Annotated in this window: 21 protein-coding genes and 1 riboswitch; of the genes, 1 reads left to right on the top strand and 20 read right to left on the bottom strand. The window is 60.6% G+C overall.

Features of this window, described 5'->3' with window-relative positions:
• Nucleotides 1-28: 28 nt before the first annotated feature.
• From cobO to btuB, 3 genes are read right to left on the bottom strand one after another with little or no spacing between them, the layout of a single operon-like run.
• A complete protein-coding gene (gene cobO, locus ACIGHL_RS02130) occupies nt 29-640 on the bottom strand; it encodes a cob(I)yrinic acid a,c-diamide adenosyltransferase (protein WP_128119151.1) in 612 nt (203 codons plus the stop codon).
• Complete coding sequence (locus ACIGHL_RS02125; protein WP_128119150.1) at nt 637-1,206, bottom strand: hypothetical protein; 570 nt, start codon at nt 1,204-1,206, stop codon at nt 637-639. Before ACIGHL_RS02125 ends, cobO begins: the two co-directional genes overlap by 4 nt.
• Before the next feature lie 35 nt (nt 1,207-1,241).
• Nucleotides 1,242-3,149, bottom strand: coding sequence for a TonB-dependent vitamin B12 receptor (gene btuB / locus ACIGHL_RS02120; RefSeq protein ID WP_241508986.1), 1,908 nt, complete (start codon nt 3,147-3,149; stop codon nt 1,242-1,244).
• Between the two features lie 77 nt (nt 3,150-3,226).
• Nucleotides 3,227-3,443, bottom strand: a riboswitch (cobalamin riboswitch).
• Between the two features lie 159 nt (nt 3,444-3,602).
• Here btuB and ACIGHL_RS02115 point away from each other — a divergent pair.
• Nucleotides 3,603-4,406: a metallophosphoesterase family protein gene (locus ACIGHL_RS02115; RefSeq protein WP_128119148.1), complete on the top strand. Its 804-nt coding sequence runs from the start codon at nt 3,603-3,605 to the stop codon at nt 4,404-4,406.
• 48 nt (nt 4,407-4,454) lie between these two features.
• Here ACIGHL_RS02115 and nhaD read toward each other — a convergent pair whose 3' ends face one another.
• The 17 genes from nhaD to efp all read right to left on the bottom strand — a co-directional run bounded on the left by nhaD (nt 4,455) and on the right by efp (nt 16,994).
• The gene (gene nhaD / locus ACIGHL_RS02110; protein WP_128119147.1) at nt 4,455-5,720 is read right to left on the bottom strand and encodes a sodium:proton antiporter NhaD; all 1,266 of its coding nucleotides are present in this window, start codon (nt 5,718-5,720) and stop codon (nt 4,455-4,457) included.
• A gap of 161 nt (nt 5,721-5,881) precedes the next feature.
• Entirely contained in the window at nt 5,882-6,202 is a 321-nt protein-coding gene (locus ACIGHL_RS02105) for a hypothetical protein (RefSeq protein ID WP_128119146.1), read from the bottom strand.
• Nucleotides 6,203-6,272: 70 nt separating this feature from the next.
• On the bottom strand, nt 6,273-6,803 hold the full coding sequence (locus ACIGHL_RS02100) for a C40 family peptidase (RefSeq protein WP_128119145.1): 531 nt from the start codon (nt 6,801-6,803) through the stop codon (nt 6,273-6,275).
• A gap of 83 nt (nt 6,804-6,886) precedes the next feature.
• A complete protein-coding gene (locus tag ACIGHL_RS02095) occupies nt 6,887-7,534 on the bottom strand; it encodes a C40 family peptidase (RefSeq protein ID WP_128119144.1) in 648 nt (215 codons plus the stop codon).
• Between the two features lie 122 nt (nt 7,535-7,656).
• Complete coding sequence (locus tag ACIGHL_RS02090) at nt 7,657-8,247, bottom strand: cytochrome b/b6 domain-containing protein (RefSeq protein ID WP_128119143.1); 591 nt, start codon at nt 8,245-8,247, stop codon at nt 7,657-7,659.
• A gap of 14 nt (nt 8,248-8,261) precedes the next feature.
• Nucleotides 8,262-8,723 (bottom strand): group II truncated hemoglobin, encoded by a 462-nt coding sequence (locus tag ACIGHL_RS02085; protein ID WP_128119142.1) that lies wholly within the window; start codon nt 8,721-8,723, stop codon nt 8,262-8,264.
• Nucleotides 8,724-8,793: 70 nt separating this feature from the next.
• Nucleotides 8,794-9,087, bottom strand: a complete 294-nt coding sequence (locus ACIGHL_RS02080) for a cyd operon YbgE family protein (RefSeq protein WP_413818125.1) — start codon at nt 9,085-9,087, stop codon at nt 8,794-8,796.
• On the bottom strand, nt 9,068-9,193 hold the full coding sequence (gene cydX, locus ACIGHL_RS02075) for a cytochrome bd-I oxidase subunit CydX (RefSeq protein WP_102836409.1): 126 nt from the start codon (nt 9,191-9,193) through the stop codon (nt 9,068-9,070). The genes ACIGHL_RS02080 and cydX overlap by 20 nt, the downstream gene beginning before the upstream one ends.
• Nucleotides 9,194-9,248: 55 nt before the next feature.
• Nucleotides 9,249-10,391, bottom strand: a complete 1,143-nt coding sequence (gene cydB, locus ACIGHL_RS02070; protein WP_128119140.1) for a cytochrome d ubiquinol oxidase subunit II — start codon at nt 10,389-10,391, stop codon at nt 9,249-9,251.
• A 10-nt stretch (nt 10,392-10,401) separates the two neighbouring features.
• Complete coding sequence (locus tag ACIGHL_RS02065; protein ID WP_128119139.1) at nt 10,402-12,042, bottom strand: cytochrome ubiquinol oxidase subunit I; 1,641 nt, start codon at nt 12,040-12,042, stop codon at nt 10,402-10,404.
• The gene (gene cydP / locus ACIGHL_RS02060) at nt 12,039-12,218 is read right to left on the bottom strand and encodes a cytochrome oxidase putative small subunit CydP (RefSeq protein ID WP_128119138.1); all 180 of its coding nucleotides are present in this window, start codon (nt 12,216-12,218) and stop codon (nt 12,039-12,041) included. Before cydP ends, ACIGHL_RS02065 begins: the two co-directional genes overlap by 4 nt.
• A 409-nt stretch (nt 12,219-12,627) precedes the next feature.
• Nucleotides 12,628-13,182, bottom strand: coding sequence for a putative natural product biosynthesis protein (locus tag ACIGHL_RS02055; RefSeq protein ID WP_046162392.1), 555 nt, complete (start codon nt 13,180-13,182; stop codon nt 12,628-12,630).
• Between the two features lie 103 nt (nt 13,183-13,285).
• Nucleotides 13,286-13,651, bottom strand: coding sequence for a DUF2946 domain-containing protein (locus tag ACIGHL_RS02050; RefSeq protein WP_128119137.1), 366 nt, complete (start codon nt 13,649-13,651; stop codon nt 13,286-13,288).
• Nucleotides 13,652-13,800: 149 nt separating this feature from the next.
• Nucleotides 13,801-14,472 carry a DNA-3-methyladenine glycosylase I gene (locus ACIGHL_RS02045; protein WP_216706773.1) on the bottom strand — a complete coding sequence of 224 codons (672 nt, stop codon included), beginning with the start codon at nt 14,470-14,472 and terminating at the stop codon, nt 13,801-13,803.
• 94 nt (nt 14,473-14,566) lie between these two features.
• Entirely contained in the window at nt 14,567-15,637 is a 1,071-nt protein-coding gene (locus tag ACIGHL_RS02040; protein ID WP_128119136.1) for a 3-deoxy-7-phosphoheptulonate synthase, read from the bottom strand.
• Between the two features lie 271 nt (nt 15,638-15,908).
• Entirely contained in the window at nt 15,909-16,037 is a 129-nt protein-coding gene (locus ACIGHL_RS02035; RefSeq protein ID WP_256449907.1) for a hypothetical protein, read from the bottom strand.
• A gap of 390 nt (nt 16,038-16,427) precedes the next feature.
• Complete coding sequence (efp, locus tag ACIGHL_RS02030; protein ID WP_045425888.1) at nt 16,428-16,994, bottom strand: elongation factor P; 567 nt, start codon at nt 16,992-16,994, stop codon at nt 16,428-16,430.
• Nucleotides 16,995-17,042 lie beyond the last annotated feature (48 nt).

Genomic DNA, 17,042 nt, shown 5'->3' with positions numbered 1-17,042 from the left:
GCAACTGCGTATGCCTTGATTGCAAACATCAGAACTCGATTCCCTTCTGCGCCTTCACGCCAGCTTTGAAGGCATGTTTGACCAGGCTCATTTCAGTCACGGTGTCGGCTGCCTCGATCAAACCCGGCGGCGCGCCGCGGCCGGTGACCACCACATGCTGCAATAGCGGTCGCGACTCGATATCAGCGAGGATCGGGTCGAGTTCCAGATAGCCGTACTTAAGCGCGATGTTCAGCTCATCCAGCACGACAAGACCAATGTCCGGATCAGCCAGTAGCTGCGCGGCGACGTTCCACGCCTCCTTTGCCTTGGCGATGTCACGCTGGCGGTCCTGGGTTTCCCAGGTGAAGCCTTCCCCCATCACGTGGTAGCGGACCTCATCAGGAAAGCGACGAAAAAAGCGTTCTTCGCCGGTACTGGCCGCGCCCTTGATGAACTGAACCACGCCCACCTTGATGCCATGGCCGAGTGCGCGGGCGACCATGCCGAACGCCGAGCTGCTCTTGCCCTTGCCGTTACCGGTGTGCACCAGCAGCAGGCCGTACTCGTCCTGCGCTTCGGCGATCTTCTCGTCGACGACTGCCTTCTTGCGTTGCATCCGTGCCTTATGGCGATCATCGCGTGCGCTGAACTCATTCATGCGCGAGCGCCTTCACGCTGTGCGCTCCAAGCACGCAGGCCGGCGAACAGGACCGCTGCGGTCCCCACATACAACGCCAAGTTACCCAGGTAGCGCGGGTAGTAGACGCCAATGCGCTCGGCCAGCTGCGCCAGGCTCGGGTCTGGATAGCGGCCGGAGAAAAACAGAAAACCGCCGCCCGAAAACAGGTAGCACACGAAGGCACTGAGCACCACGACGCCCGCCAGCAATGCCAGGCTACTCAGGTGGTCACGGTGCAACCGCGCATACATCCGTCCGCCGAACCACAGCGAGCCGTAGGCAGGCACCAGCATCCAGTACGCCGGTGACATGCAGTAGCTGCTCACGCCCTGCCATTCGATGGCGGCGAAATCCAGCAGCGACGCCTCGACGAACAAAGCCGGAAACACCCAGCGCGGCGACAACAGCACGCCCGCGAGGAAGAACACCGCCCAAGAGGCGCTTGGCAGGTTGACCGAAGCGAAGTGCTGGCCACGGGTCATGGCCATCAGTGCGACCAACGCAATACCGACAGCCAGTTGGGCTCCAGGGGACAATTTGATCATCGGTGTTCTCCTTGGGGCGAAGCGCCGAAGCGCGATTAAAGTGCCTGGTAGCGAACCGTGAAATGGATCGCGCGGCCGGGCTGTTCGTAGGTCTGGGCGGTTTCGTAATCGCGGTCGAACAGGTTGCTCAGTTTTGCCTGCAGTCGCCAGGCATCATCGAGACGGTATTCGCCACGCAGATCGACCAGGGCATAGCCGGGCAAGCGCTCGGCTTCGGTGTTGCTGGATTTGTCGAAACGCTCGCTTGCGGCGTACAGCGTCGTGCCGACAGCAAAGCGCCCAATGGCACGGTCCAGGTCGACATTCAGCGTCCGTTTGGCGCGACGCGGCAGCAAATGCCCGTGATTGGCCTTGCTGCGATCCTGCGGGTCGAGGAAGGTCACCGAGCTGACGACATCCCAGCCCAGCAGCTCGGTGCCGACAACGCCTTCGATCCCGCGAATACGCGCCACGTCGACGTTCTGGGGCTGCATGGGACTGCTTCCCGTCCAGACAATCAGATCCTCAATCTGGTTTTCGAACGCGTTGAGGCTCCACTCGCCCCATTGCTGTTCACCCTTCAGGCCCAGCTCATAGCTTTGCGACTCTTCCGGCAGCAGGTCAGGATTGCCAGCCGTGAAGCCGGTGTCTGGTGCATAGAGATCATTGAAAGTGGGCGCCTTGAAAGCCGTGCCGTATGACGCGCTCAGCATCAGGTTGTCGCGCAGGTCATAGCTCCAGCCGAGATTGCCGGTGTCATGGTTCCCGAACTGCTCGTTGTCATCGCGACGCAGGCCAGCCAACAAGCCGTGGCGGCCGAAGCGGCCCTGATACTGCAGGTAGGCGCCCTTGTTATCGCGGGCGTCCACTGCATAGTCGTCCGTGACGTCGATGCGGTCTTGCTGGTAATCAAAACCCAGGGTGAGCAACTGGTCGTCGGCCACACTGAAGTCGTTCTGCCAATTGAAAGAATCACGCTTGGTGTCAAAGCGAGAATAGAAACGACCGTCGCGGAAGTTGTCAGTGTTGTCTTCGCTGTGACCGGCCTGCAGCGTCACCAACCACGGTTCGAGCGGCTTGAATCGTGCCCGGCCACCGATGACTTGCTGGCTTCCGTCGCTATAGGCGAAGCGACCTGTCGCACCTGAGGTAGACCGAGAGTCGTAGTCACTGTGGGTGTCGACGTGCAGCCAACTGCCGTCCAGCTCCAATCCATTGTCGAAGCGATATCCACCTCGCAAGGCACCGGACAGCTCGCGATAGCCGTCCGCATCGGGTTCGTAGGAGCGTGGTGCTGACGGCCGATAGGCCCTTGAATTGATACCGTCGGTTGACGCGCTCGCCACGCCGAGATTGAACCATCCGGCACCCTGGCTACCGGATATGCCAGCGGTACCGTCGAAGCTGGAGCGGCTGCCCGCGCCAGCGGAAAAATAGGGCTTGAACCCTTCGCCCTCTCCACGCCGCGTGAAGATCTGCATGACGCCGCCTACCGCTTCCGAACCGTACAGGCTGGAACGAGGGCCGCGGACCAGTTCAATACGCTCGATTTGCTCGACCGGAATGTTCTCCAGCGATGCACCGCCTGATGTGGCCGAACCGATTTTCACCCCATCGACCAAAACCAGCAGATGCTGGCTGCTGGTGCCACGTACATAGACGGCCGAAGTCTTGCCACGGCCGCCGTTGGCGGCCACATTGACGCCCGCGAGGCCGCGCAGCAGCTCGGAAACGCTCTGCGCCTGGCTGCGTACAATCTGTTCGCGAGTAATGACGCTGGTGGAAGCAATACGGCTGAGCGCCTGCTCGGTGCGCGTGGCTGTAACCACCTGGTCGTTGAGGTTCAGCGGTTGGACCGGCTGAGCATGGGAAAGCGAAACATAGCCAAGCAGCAGGCACGCCGCTGAGGTGTTGAGGGTCTTGCAGATCAAGTCCAGGTCTCCGTCGTGCCCGCCGCACGACATCAGTCGATAAGGGCAGACGGAGAATGCGAAAGGAGCGCAGGTGCAAGCAGCCGCACCCCGATCAGCGCCCGCCGCCCTGCCGTGGAATGCGACAGGCCGGTCTCCGGGCTTGCGAGCGGATGCCTTGCATCCCGGAACCGCGGCCTTCCCATGCCTGTGGCACAGTGGCTGTGAGCGGTGTCCTGTCTCGCCTACCGTTGCGGGGGCAGCGCCGGAATCTTCATCGAATGAACCGGCTTCCCTGTTTCACCCATTGGCTTTTAGCCAGGGGGCACCTGAAGCAGCGCGGAGGTTAGTCCAAGGCCCTGCACAGCGCAACCGAAAGCGATCAGGGCCAACGCCGCAACACGTTTCGATACCGCTGCCTGCGATTTACCGGAACGCCGGGCGCCGAATGGCTTCGAATGCAACAATGCCACCCGTCACGCACACCAGACGAGAAGACGCCCACCCATGACCAGCATCGTGCAGATTTCCGACACCCACTTCGGCACCGAAGAGGCCGCCGTCGTGCAAGCCATGGAAGACCACGTGCGCGAGCATGGCGCGGATCTGCTGATCTTTTCCGGCGACATCACGCAGCGCGCCAAGGCCGGACAGTTCGCCGACGCCCAGGCCTTCGTCCAGCGCTTGCATGGTCACGGCATCCCGGAAACACTGGTGATTCCGGGTAACCATGACATCCCGCTGTACAACGTCTTTGCTCGCTTCCTCATGCCTTACCGCAACTACCGTCGCCACTTCGGTGAGGATTTGGAGCCAACCTTCGAGAATGACGAGGTGTTGGTGATGGGTCTCAACACTACCCACCCGCGACGGCACAAGGATGGGCTGGTGACGGACGAGCAAGTGCAGGCCGTGACGCGGCGGCTCAAGCAGAGCGATCCGAACAAAGTGCGTATTGTCGTGGCGCACCAGCCTTTCGGCGCGATGGTGCTGAGCGATCTGAGCAATCTGCAGCACAACGCCGATGCTGCGCTGCACCGCTGGGCCGATGAAGGATTGGACCTGGTTATGGGCGGGCACATTCACCTGCCCTATGTATTGCCGTTGTCCAAGCAGTACACCGCGTTGTCACGGGAGATCTGGATGGTTCAGGCCGGAACCACCCTGTCATCACGAGTCCGTGGTACATCGCCGAACTCGTTCAATCGCATGAAGCTGCACCCTGGCGCCGACAAGAAGGTCTGCGTCGAACGCTGGGACCTGCTCGATGATCAATTCGTGCTCGGCTCGCACTTCAACCTGCACTGGTAAGCGCGGCAGCTCACCCAACGGCTATGAGCGACCGCGCCCAAGCGCGACTCAGCCCAGCGAGCCCGCCACTACCAGGCCGGTCAGATAGACGCCAGCGAAGCCAAGATTGAATGCGATGAACAGATACAGGCTGTACTTGAGATAGCTACCGAAGGTCAGCCCCGGCACCTTACTCATGGCCACAATGCCCGCCGCGGACCCGATGACCAGCAGCGAACCGCCCACGCCGACTGCATAGGTCAGTACCATCCACTCGGCAATCCCCATCTCGAGCCCGGACTTCAGCAGTGCAGCGGTCAGGGGTACGTTGTCGATCGCAGCAGACAAGATGCCCATCAGGTAGTTGGCCACCACTGCAGGCACCTGATCGTAGATTTGCACCAACCCATCGAGCACATTGATTTCCTTGAGCATGCCGACCAACAGCAGGATGCCGAGGAAGAACAGCAGGGTCTCGAATTCGACTTGGCGCACGTATTCCAGAATCGGATCGGTTTCAATGTCATCGCTGAAGAAGCGCGCCACCAGAAACATAATCGACAAGCCGGTCAGGAAGGTCAGCACGGGCGGTATCTGGAAGAAGAAGTTACCAGCGATGGTGCACAAAATGGTGCCAAGGAAAATCAGTGCGATGGCAATATCAACCCGGCGGACATCGGTGCGATGGCTTTCCACCACCACCTGACCGTTCATGCCCAGCGAGAGCATCGCCGCCAGCAGCATCACCGCCAGGAACGCCGGAAGCGCCAACAGCAGCAGTTGCAGAATCTGTACTTTCCCGGCAAGGAAGATCATCAAGGTGGTTACGTCACCAGTGATCAGCGCCACGCCACCCGAGTTCACCGCAAACACGACCAGCGCCGCGTATTTGATCGTCTTTTCGGCGCTGAGCTTGAGCGACATGATCAGCGTGATCGATACCAGCGTGGCGGTAATGTTGTCCGCCAACGAGGAAAACACGAAGCAGAACGTCGCGGTCAGGAACAGCAGCTGCCGTTCGCTGATTTGTTTTGGCAGGACCAGATAGATCAGGTTTTCAATCAACCCTTTCTTGTTCAGATAGGCAACGAAGGTCATCGCGGCGACGAGGAATATCCACAGCCCGGCGATTTCGGCAATGTTCTCGTTGAGGCTTTCCAGAACCAGATCGCGCTCGGCGCCTTCTGGGGAAAAAATGAACAGCAACATCCAAGCAAAGGTTCCAAAGAACAGCGTGACCTTGGCTTTGTTGATGTGGGTGATTTCTTCAAGAACGACACCGAGCAGAGCGGCCACGGCAAGGCCGATCAGCACATACTGAAGTATTTCAGGCATGGGGCACCTAGAGCATAAGGGGAACGGTCTGTGCGCAGGATGCGCACCCGAGAAGTTGGGGCGCCGATCATAGCCAAAGTGCGACAACTCGACACCTGGCAAATGTCAAACCGGAGAGTATTTCGAATTATTCCGACGCACTGACCCAGACACTGTCGAAACTAATGGCGCGGCACGAACCCGGCCGGCTTGGTCGACAGCCAGTCCACAAAGGTGCGCAGGCCTGGATCGGCTAATAATGCGTCGCGGCTGTTATAGCGGAGCGCCAGCTCCTTCTCGCTGAACAGGCGATGAATCTGGTTATGACAGGGCCGGCAGACCCAGAGTGTTGCGGTGATTCGCTCTTCGCGCCCGAAGCGTTTGCGTACGTAGCTTTTGCCATGTAACGCCTTGGGAATCAGGTGATGGCGGGTCAAAGGCGTCTGACGTAGGCACAGCTCGCACGCTTCAGGTGGGTCAGGCAAACGCAGGAGAGGTGCCATCGAAAGATTCCACAGTCGCAGCCCCAAGCAGAAAAGTGGCCGCGCCTGTCATGTTCAGCTCCAGCCAGCGTTACGGATTTTGTGCGAGACGCTCACTGTCGAGCACGCGCTTGGCGCTGAGGTAGTTCTTCTGCCAGTAACCGTTGGAAAGACTGTCCAGACGTACCGTTCCGCCGGTTGAGGGCGCATGGACGAAACGTCCTTCGCCGACATAGATGGCCGCGTGGCTGACATGGCGCCCGCCGCTGGTGGCAAAGAACAGCAGATCACCCGCTTTCAAGTCATTACGCCTGATAGTGGCGCCCCGCATGGCGTTCATCTCGCGAGTCGTACGTGGCAAAGCGACACCGGCCGCGCCTCGGTAGACATAGTTGATCAGACCGCTGCAATCGAAGCCGCCATCCGGGGTGTTGCCGCCGTAGCGATACGGCGTACCGACCAGACCCAAAGCGGAGAACAAAACCTCCTCAGCTGTGCCGGGAAACTGTTGGGGTGGTGGTGAAGGCGCGGCGACGATGGGCTCGACCGGTGCTTGGCTGGAACAAGCAGCAAGCAGCATCGCGGCCAGCAGAACAGCTGTAGAACGAGCCAGAGAAGGCATGGCAGAGCAGTCCAGGCAAATGAGCCATCACTCTGCCGGCATGCGGAAGTGGATGCAAGCCTGATGCGGGCCTATCTCAACACTCAGTGATGAGTGGGGATGGCGCTTGAGTTATGGGCGAGCGCCAGGACACGCTTGGCCTGCATGAAGCTGGAACGCCAGTACTTGTCATCAAGGCTATCGACGCGAACGCCGCCGCTGCGACTGCTGGACGAGTGAATGAACCGGTCGCCGCCAATGTAGATGCCGGCGTGGCTGACCTGGCCGCGCCCGCGGTTATTGAAGAAGACCACATCGCCCGGCTCCAACTCGCTGCGTTTGATCTTCGGCGCGTCCAGATTGATCATTTCGCGGGTCGAGCGTGGCAGCTCGATGCCAGCCTCCTTGCGAAACAGGAAGCTGACGAAGCCGCTGCAATCAAAGCCAGTTTTTCTGGAGCTACCACCATAGCGGTACGGGGTGCCCACCAGCGTGAAACCGCGCTCAAGCAAACTGTCGGCTAGAGCCGGCAACTCGTAGCTCTGGTCGTCGGCGAACTCAGGAAGTTGCTGCTCGGTGGGTTCGGCTGTTACCGCTTCAGGGTCGGCATCCGCCTCCGACGTTTCAATCGGGAAATCGAATTGAAAGCGCTGCGTCAGCAGCGGACTTTCGGTTTGCTCCGGCTGCATGGCACAGGCCGTCAACAACGTGATCAGAGCAAAGGGCAACAGGGGTGCGAGGCGTTGGCGCATAGCACTGACAGGCCGGGAAGTCGAAAGTGGCGAGACTATGCCTGCCATCGTTCCGATGAGCAAATTCTATTGCGGAAAATGTGACCGACTAACTGCGGCAAAACGTCTGCGCGGCCTGCACTTCAACTCACAGTTGATCGTCCGCGGCGGCGGTTTTCACGGCACAACCCGAAGATCGCCCCTAACAGGTTATCGCCTCTGAGTTGGTGGACCACAGCGAACATTACGTGGCCATACCAGTAGTACCAGAGCAGCTGGCCGAAGAATTTATGCTGCAAGGTGTAGCGTGTGAACGCCAAACCGTCGGCTGGTGGGCCGACGTGCCCCGGAGGGATCATCGCGAACAAAACCATACCCGTCGCTGCACAGCCACTGAGCGCCAGCAGGCCCAGCCCATGCACGAAGCTGGAAAGCCCGCGACGCGGGCCGCTTTGCGGCAACTTGCCGTGCACCAGGTCTAAACCCTCGCGCAACACCATCCGGCGGCCTTCGCGCCCCCACGGGAACAAGCGCTGCAGGTCGTACACGGCATAGCTGTAAAGCCAGAACAGCAGCACAATCAGTGCCGCCAGCATGCCGACCAACCGATGCCAGGGAAACAGGTATTGGCTGCCAGGATCGGACATCCACAAGCTGCTGAACTGCTGGAACATCGCGGTCACGGCGACGGCCCAGTGCAACAGGCGCAACCTGATATCCCAACGTTCAGCCATGATCGTCCCGCTGTTCAACGCCCACAGCGCTCGCCTCCAGGCGTCGAGGCCGAGCAGCCGAAGCCGCCACCATCGCAAGTACGTGGCGCATCATTGCGCAGCATCTCGGCCATTTGCATGATCGCCTGCTCGAGGCGAACCCTCAGGGTGGCGTCCATGGTGATATCTGCCAATGCTTGGCGCATGCACAGCATCCACTGGTCGCGCTCGGCCTCACCTATCTGGAAAAAGCGATGTCGCATTCGCAGCCGCGGATGGCCGTGCTTCTCAATGAAGCGGGAAGGTCCGCCCAGCCATCCGGAGAGAAAGTCGAAGAGCCGCTCGCGGATCTGAGTGGTATCCGCGCCGTGCATGTCGCGCACTGTCTCGACGCCGGGTTCGCTGAGCATGACGTCATAGAAGCGGTCGACCAGCTGGCGTAGCGGCGTATCGCCGCCCAGTTGCTGGTAAGGAGTGGGCTCAACGGTTGCGTTCACGTATTGCTCCTCTGAATAAGCCGAACCGGTTGCAAAGAACTGTGCCGCCGCGGCAGATCGGCCAGCCGCGCTACTGCTGCGCCCGCCACAGGATCAGGTAGCCAAGCCCCATCAGCAGCCAGGCGGCGGCTGGATGGAACAGCAGGCGCCAAAGCCAATGCTGCGGCACGAAGCCGACGCCATGAATGAAGCCCGCCGATATGCCCCACATCACCAGCATCAGCCGCGAATGGTCATATCCACCTGCTCCGTCGAGCATCGCCGCAGGGTGAATCAGCAACAGCAGGGCCAGCGGCGCGGCCAGCAGCAGCGAGAGCACGCAGCCGGGCCTGCGGTAGAGGATGCTATTGACCGAGCCGATCACGGCCTGGCTCCGCATCGAGGTCTTGGGTCGCTTCGAACCAGAGCGCGCTGATGATGCCGAAGCTACAAGCCAGCAGTACGCCGAGAATCCAGGTGAAGTACCACATGATGATTTCTCCGTTGGGACGTCAGAGCCAGGCGCGCTGGCGCCAAGCCAGGGGTTCAGTACAAACCGTGCGGGTTGGCTTCGATGGTCTGATCGTTGAGTCGGCCCCACATGCGGATATAGCTCCACAGCGTGTAGCAGAGAATCAGCGGCACGAAGATGCAGACCACGACGAACATGATGCCCAGCGTCTTGTAGCTCGATACGGCGTCCCACAGGGTGAGGCTGGACGCCGGATCGAGGCTTGACGGGAAGACGAAGGGAAACAAGGCAAAGCCCGCAGTGCAGATGCTGCCGACAATCATCAGACTGGTACCGAGGAAGCTCACCCCGCCGCTGTTGCGACGAACGCCTAGCAGCGCTATCAGCGCGCCGATGATTCCGGCGATTGGTGCGATCTGAGTGCTGGGGTAACGGCTGTAGTTGCCGAGCCAACCCGCGTTGTTCTGCATCACCTGCTTGTCCAGCAGGGGATTGAGCGCCGCCCCCGGATCCGTGACCGACAACTGGTTAAAGCCTTGAATGCCGAACGCCAGCCACAGGCCCGCCCCGACGAAGCCAACCAGAAATACCAGCGCACACAAGCGGGTAGCCAGACGCGAGCGCTCGCCCAATGCACCTTCAGTGCGCATCATCAGCCAGGCACCGCCATGGGCGCAGAGCATGCTCAGGCTGACGATGCCGCAAAGCAGCGCGAAGGGGTTGAGCAATTCGAAGAACGAGCCGTGATAACTGGACCGCATCAGCTCGTCGAGCTGGAACGGCAGGCCGAGAAACAGGTTGCCGAAGGCCACACCGAACACCAATGCTGGCACCGCGCCTCCGACGAACAGGGCCCAGTCCCAGGCACTGCGCCAGCGCGGGTCTTCCACCTTGCTACGGTAGTCGAAGCCCACCGGCCGGCAGAACAACGCGAAGAGCACCAGCAGCATTGCCCAGTAAAGCCCGGAAAACGCCACTGCGTAGACCATCGGCCAGGCTGCGAACAGCGCGCCGCCAGCGGTGATGAACCACACCTGGTTGCCATCCCAATGGGGCGCAATGGTATTGATCGCCACGCGACGCTCGTTGTCGGTCTTGCCGACAAAGGGCATCAGCGCCATGGCGCCCATGTCGAAACCATCGGTCAGGGCGAAGCCGATCAGCAATACGCCAATCAGCACCCACCAGATGAGCTTGAGAACCTCGTAATCGAACATCTCGTTTACCTCACACGGCGGTCGGTTCGGTGGGCGCGTCTTTGGCAGCTTTCGGCACGGCAACGGCGTCGCGCAGCTTGCGCATGTGGTTTGCGGCGGCTGCTTCGAGCTCGAAGTGATAGCGGCCGGTGTGCAGGCTGCTTGGCCCGAGGCGGGCGAAGCGGATCATGAGGAACATTTCCACCACCAGCAGCAGCGTGTAGAAAGCCACCAGCGCTACCAGCGAACCCCAGATATCTCCCGCCGCCAAGGTCGAGGCGGACAGGTGCGTCGGCAGCAGTTCGGCGATCGACCAGGGCTGACGACCATGCTCGGCGACGTACCAGCCGGTTTGAGCTGCGATCCATGGCAGCGGCAGGCTGAACAAGGCGAACTTGAGCAGCCAAGGCCTGTTCTCGGCATTGCGCTTGATCGAAGCCCAGCTGGCCAGACCAAACAGCAGCAACATGAGGAAGCCCGCCAGGACCATGGCGCGGAAGGTCCAGAACAGGCTGAACACATCGGGGATGGTATCCAGTGCGGCCAGGCCGATCTGCTCCTCGCTGGCATCGACCACATCGGCGGTGTACTTCTTCAGCAGCAGCCCGTAACCCAGGTCCTGCTTGACCTCATTGAACGCGGCGATGGCTTCGGCCGCCTTGTCGCCGCTACGCAGCACCTGCAGGCGCTCGTAGGCAAGCATGCCGTTGCGGATGCGCAGCTCATGCTCGGCGATCAGCTGCTTGATGCCCTTTACCTCCTCGTCCACCGAACGAGTGGCGATCAGCCCCAACGCGTAGGGAATCTTCACCTCGTAGTCGGTTCGCTGTTCCTCCTGATTGGGCAACCCGAACAGGGTGAAGCCGGCCGGTGCCGGGTGGGTTTCCCACTCGGCCTCGATCGCCGCCAGCTTGACCTTCTGCACGTCGCCAATCTCATAGCCAGACTCGTCGCCGAGGATGATCACCGAGATGGTAGAAGCCAGACCGAACACTGCGGCGATGGCGAACGAACGACGGGCGAAGCCCAGGTCGCGCTTCTTCAATAGATAGAAGGAAGAAATCGCCAGCACAAAGATCGCCCCGGTGACGTAGCCCGCGGACACGGTGTGGACGAACTTGACCTGTGCCACCGGGTTGAACAGCAGCGCGCCGAAATCCACCAGCTCCATGCGCATGGTCTCGAAGTTGAACTCAGAGCCAACCGGGCTCTGCATCCAGCCATTGGCGATGAGGATCCAGAGCGCCGACAGGTTCGAACCCAGCGCCACCAGCCAGGTCACGGCCAGGTGCTGTACCTTGCTCAGCCGGTCCCAGCCGAAGAAGAACAGCCCTATAAAGGTGGATTCGAGGAAGAATGCCATCAGCCCTTCGATGGCCAGCGGGGCGCCAAAGATGTCACCGACGTAATGGCTGTAGTAGGCCCAGTTGGTGCCGAACTGAAACTCCATGGTCAGCCCGGTCGTGACCCCCAGGGCGAAGTTGATGCCGAACAGCTTGCCCCAGAACTTGGTCATGTCCTGATAGACCTGCTTGCCGGTCATTACATAGACCGATTCCATGATCGCCAGCAGGAAGGCCAGCCCCAAGGTCAGCGGCACGAAAAGAAAGTGATACATCGCCGTCATGGCGAACTGCAGGCGTGACAGATCGACAACGCTTTCCGAGATCATCTCGGTCCTCCCTCAGGGATAGAATCCCGTGAATCAAGCAAATACTCGGCAACCCGCGCCGAACCGTTTTCCGGAGTGCTGGGCGCATCGAACCAGATCGTTTTTATGGTTATGAGGATCGCGAGCTTGACCAGCAGAACCAGCGCGATGTCCCGTCTGAGCGATGACCTAAACATGCCTAGCTCCTTGCATTTCAGTGTCGAACCCTGTGCGAGCGCGTCGAACTCCGACTGCATGAGGCGATTGAAGCCCCCTTTGGGGAGGGGGCCGAAGCCCGGTTGTCGCGGCCCGGACTCAATCGCTTCACCTCGAACCTACCGTGGAACTCTGCTCGGATCCGAGGCAGGGAAAGTGTCCGGCGCGACCGTCACTGCGGCAACTGCGACAACCTGCCTCGCCCCAGCCACACCGCCGACAGCAGGCAGGCCGTCACACGCGAGCGCGGCCAAATCACGCACCGGAGCAGACTCAACATCAGCAGCACGGTGCCCGCTAGAGGCCTCGCGAGGCCTGGCAACAACCTCACAACGCGCGCTCAACGCCTGGCTGCCAAAAGCCATATCATCCCGCGGCGCACTGTCGCAGTCAGGGCACCCTCAGCCAGCGTCGAAAGCCGTTGCCACTCGTAGTGGAAAGCGGGCTCCAGGCGAAATCCCAAGGAGCAGGAGGAAGCTCCTCCTGCTCGGCCGCGGGTGGCCGCATCCCCAGGCGCACCCGCGGCTTCCAGTCGAATACGTGCTGATCACCGCCTTGCCAGCCAAGCACGATGCCGATTGCCGCGCTGTCGTCGCTGGCCACCCAGCGCGCCGCAGCGGCGATCATCATGGTTTCGATATGCTCCGGCTCGACCAGATCGCGGTAACCGGAACTCAGCAGCCAGCGGCAGACGCCGAGGTGAAAGGTCCAGCCAAGCGCTAGCTGGCAGCCGTAGGCCCAGGTCATGAACTGACGAAACACATTCAGGCCATCTGGCGGATCGAGTTTGAGCAACCTCGGGCAAACGTCGAACAAGGCATGCCAGTACGGCAACAACCGGGCGTCCAGGTGGACAAAACTGCGTGCATTGCTGGGGTAATCCGGAAAGGGAAGCCGAAAGCCGATGCGGCCTTCGGTGCGAGCGAATTTTTCCATCATGGCCATGGTGAAAGCCCCTGAATTGACCGTACCGTCGGGTAACCGACGATCTTTTCGTCCGCTCCGCAGCCAGGCTGCATTCGGACGGTTAAGGAGTCCGGGCGGGGTATCAGGGTGCGCGGGGATTCAGCGATGGCCAGTGGTAACGCGGACCGCGCTGTTGCGGGCCAGGTCGAGGCAGCGGCACGGTTGCCGGAAACCCCAGCCAACCCAGTGCAAACAGCACAGCAATGGCAAGAAAGACCGAGCCGCATAGCGGGCAATCCAGCCCGTGCTCAGCCAGCTCATGAACATCGGCGGGGAACGCATCGCCGCTAGCTGACAATGCATTGCTGGCACAGAACGGCTCCTGCCCCATGGCCAGCTCGAATCCCATGTGGGAACCATGGTTCAGGCTGCAGACAAAAGCGTTGAGCAGGATGCACGTGAAGAGCACCCATATGATCTGAATACGCTTGTCTTTGACGATGGTCATGCTTTGACTGTACACCGCCTGCGCTTGGGCGGCGCTGCGCCAAACCGCCGCAGAACATCGGGCTATGCGCTGCTTCTGTCACGAGCGGCATCGCCGGCCAACGACGCCACGCGTACAGGCTTCGACACTCCGCTCGTAGGCCCAGCTCGTCAGTGGTTGACCGTAAATGCCAGCATTGCCGAGAGCTGAGACATGGGTCGACCACTCTCGCTGTGCCATTGGTTGAACACCGATTGTACGGCCGCCTGATCCCGTTGGCTGCTGGGCACCTTGTCCACTACCTTTTGCGCCTTGAGCGCAGCGACAACGTCATTGCTGGGGATGAACGTATCTTTACCCGCCATGCGCAGCAGACGCGGCGCCGACAGGCCTCCCAGCTGGGTGCCGTGCTTGGCAAGATAGCGCCACAGGCCGACGATATCGGTGACCGGCCAATCAGCGATCAGGTTGCCGAAACTCTCCTTCTCCTTCGCCACGTCACGCACGAACTGGGCGTTGCGCGGCACGCTCTTGAGTTTGCCTAGGTGGCGGATGATGCGGGCGTCCTGCATCAGTCGCTCGATGTGTTCGCCTCCCATCAACACCAGCTTTTCGGGATCGAAACGAAAGAACACCTCTTCGAACGCCGGCCACTTGGCGTCGACCAAGCTGTGCTTGAGCCCAGCCCGGAAGATACGCAGACTGATCAGCGAAAGGTAACGGTCATCCGCAATCGCGCGAAGCTCATCGCCACTGTTGGGTTGCGGCAGGCGGCTCTCCAGTGCTGCGGCCGAGCCGAAACGATTGAGGCAGTATTCGTGCAGCCATTTGTAGTCGCGCATGCAAGTCCTGAGTCATCAATCGAAACCAGCGGCACAGGTTGCCCTCGACTACCCGACGTCGCAAGCCCGACCGTCGCAGCCGGGCTCGTTCACCCTAGCGGCGCAGTCGATCCGCCGCGCGAAGCAACATCCGCTCGGTCGCACTCCACCCAAGGCAGCCGTCGGTAATGGATACGCCATATTTCAGCTCGCCAGACAGTGGCTGGCAGCCGTCGAACAGGTGGCTTTCGAGCATCACGCCGCGCAGACTCGAATCGCCAGCCACGCGCTGATCGACAACGGACGCCAGCACCGCTGGCTGACTCAGTGGGTTTTTACCGCTGTTGGCATGACTGCAGTCGACCATGATGCGCTGGGCAATGCCCTGGCGCTGCAACGTATCCCGCGCCTTGGCGACGCTGTCTTCATCATAGTTTGGCCCCGAGTGCCCGCCACGTAACACTAGGTGGGTATCGGCATTGCCGCTCGTGCTCAGCAGCGCAGGATGCCCGAGCTCGTCGATTCCGAAGTGCTGATGCGGATGCTCAGCGGAGCGCATGGCATCGCAAGCAATCCCCAGGCTGCCATCGGTGCCGTTCTTGAAACCCACCGGCAGGTCGAGCCCGCTGACCATTTCACGATGGATCTGCGACTCGCTGGTACGTGCTCCGATCGCCGCCCAGCCAAGCAGGTCATCGAAATAGCCCGCCGCCAGGGGTTGTAACAGTTCGGTCGCTATCGGCAGCCCACACGCCAGGATATCCAGCATCAACCTGCGCGATATGTGCAGCCCTTCCGCCATGTCACCGCTGCCATCGAGCCGCGGATCGTAAACCAGCCCCTTCCAGCCGACCGTTGTACGTGGCTTCTCGACATAGGCACGCATCACCAGCAGCAGCTGATCGCTGACCTGCGGGGCCAATTCAGCCAGCCGCGCCGCATATTCGAGCGCGGACACCGGATCGTGCAACGAACAAGGGCCAACCACCACCAGCAGGCGTGAGTCATCGCCGTTGAGTACGGCGCGAATGGCTTCTCGTTGATCTCGAACGCGCTCGTCAAGCGTCGCGCTGAGGGGCAGCCGTTGCCGCAGTAAAGCGGGACTCGGTAACGGAAGAGCGCTACGTCTGGCTGGCGCGGAGGAGGCGTTGCAGGTGATGACTGGAGCGTTGAGTGGTGCATTCATGACTGGCGGTCCTTTGGCCGGCGCGGCATCTGTGCCGCGTCGGCGCTAGCGAAGTGTTCGGTCTAGGTATGTCGGTGCGGCGGCGGTGAAGCGGCTAAATCGCCAGTCATAGCGGTAGGTGCGGTAAGCGCTGGTGCCGTTGTACATGGTGCTGCCCTCGGTACGTGAGGCCTTCTCAGGCCAGAAAAAACAAAACCCCCGATCGGGTGGCCGACCGGGGGTTCGAAAACTGTCTGGTGGCGACCCTGGTTGCTAGGGCGCCTGTGGGGTATCAGGCGCGCCGATGGCTAAACCAATACCCAAAAAAATAACCGTCAGCCGTAATCGCCTGACCACGCAGCAACGCCGAGCGCATCGCGCCAGTGTGTGCAAGGATCAAAGGAATCAGGTTGAGCTGCATGCTGTTCTCCAAAGGATGTCCGAACCATACTCCAGCGCGTCGACTCGTTTCAACCGGTAGAACGCCAGAATCGGGACCCCGCTGCCCTGTTCAGCGGACCTGAGCTCACCTCAGTTGCAATGTCGCTGCTTGGGGTTCCGGCTGGAGACACGCCTATTCGGCTGAGCATCAGAGCCACCCTCCCGAAGCAAGTTGAAGGAACGCTTCTTCGCAAGGTAAGCGCACCCCTCTCATGCCAGATTCCACACTTCAGGATGGAACCTCCTACATGCCGCGTGTGGGCGGCCGCCACTGCTCACCGTCCCCAAAAAAAAACGAAACCCCGCATTAAGCGGGGTTCGGTCTCAAGTCACCCGGCGCCAGGCCGGGCTTGTCCGTGCAGGGCTGAAATCAGGCCTTGATACGGGACTTGTACTCGCCGGTGCGAGTGTCGATTTCGATCGAGTCGCCGATTTCGCAGAAAGCAGAAACCTGCAGCTCGGCGCCATTCTTCAGGCGCGCAGTCTTCATCACCTTGCCGGACGTGTCGCCGCGAACGGACGGCTCGGTGTAGACGATTTCACGAACGATGGTGTTCGGCAGTTCGACCGAGATCACCTTGTCGTTATAGAAAGTGGCTTCGCAGACGTCACTCATGCCGTCTTCGATGAAGGTCATCACGCCTTCGAGGTCATCTTTTTCGATTTCGTACTGGTTGAACTCTTCGTCCATGAAGACGTACAGCGGGTCAGCGAAGTAGGAATAGGTCACTTCCTTGCGCTCGAGAATGACCGGCTCCAGCTTGTCATCAGCCTTGTAAACGGTCTCGGTCGCCGAACCATTGAGCAGGTTCTTCAGCTTCATCTTGACCACGGCACTGTTACGACCGGACTTGTTGAACTCGGCTTTCTGGATGATCCAGGGTGCGCCGTTGATAACGGCCACTTGGCCGGCACGGAACTCTTGTGCGGTTTTCATACGAATATCCGAATGGAATTAGAGACATAAAACAGGCCGCGTATCATA

The sequence above is a fragment of the Pseudomonas sp. NPDC077451 genome (genome assembly GCF_044543345.1).
In the GTDB taxonomy this organism is placed as follows: domain Bacteria; phylum Pseudomonadota; class Gammaproteobacteria; order Pseudomonadales; family Pseudomonadaceae; genus Stutzerimonas.
Note: the sequence above shows the minus strand (reverse complement) of the source record. Positions and strands in the feature narration are given on the sequence as shown.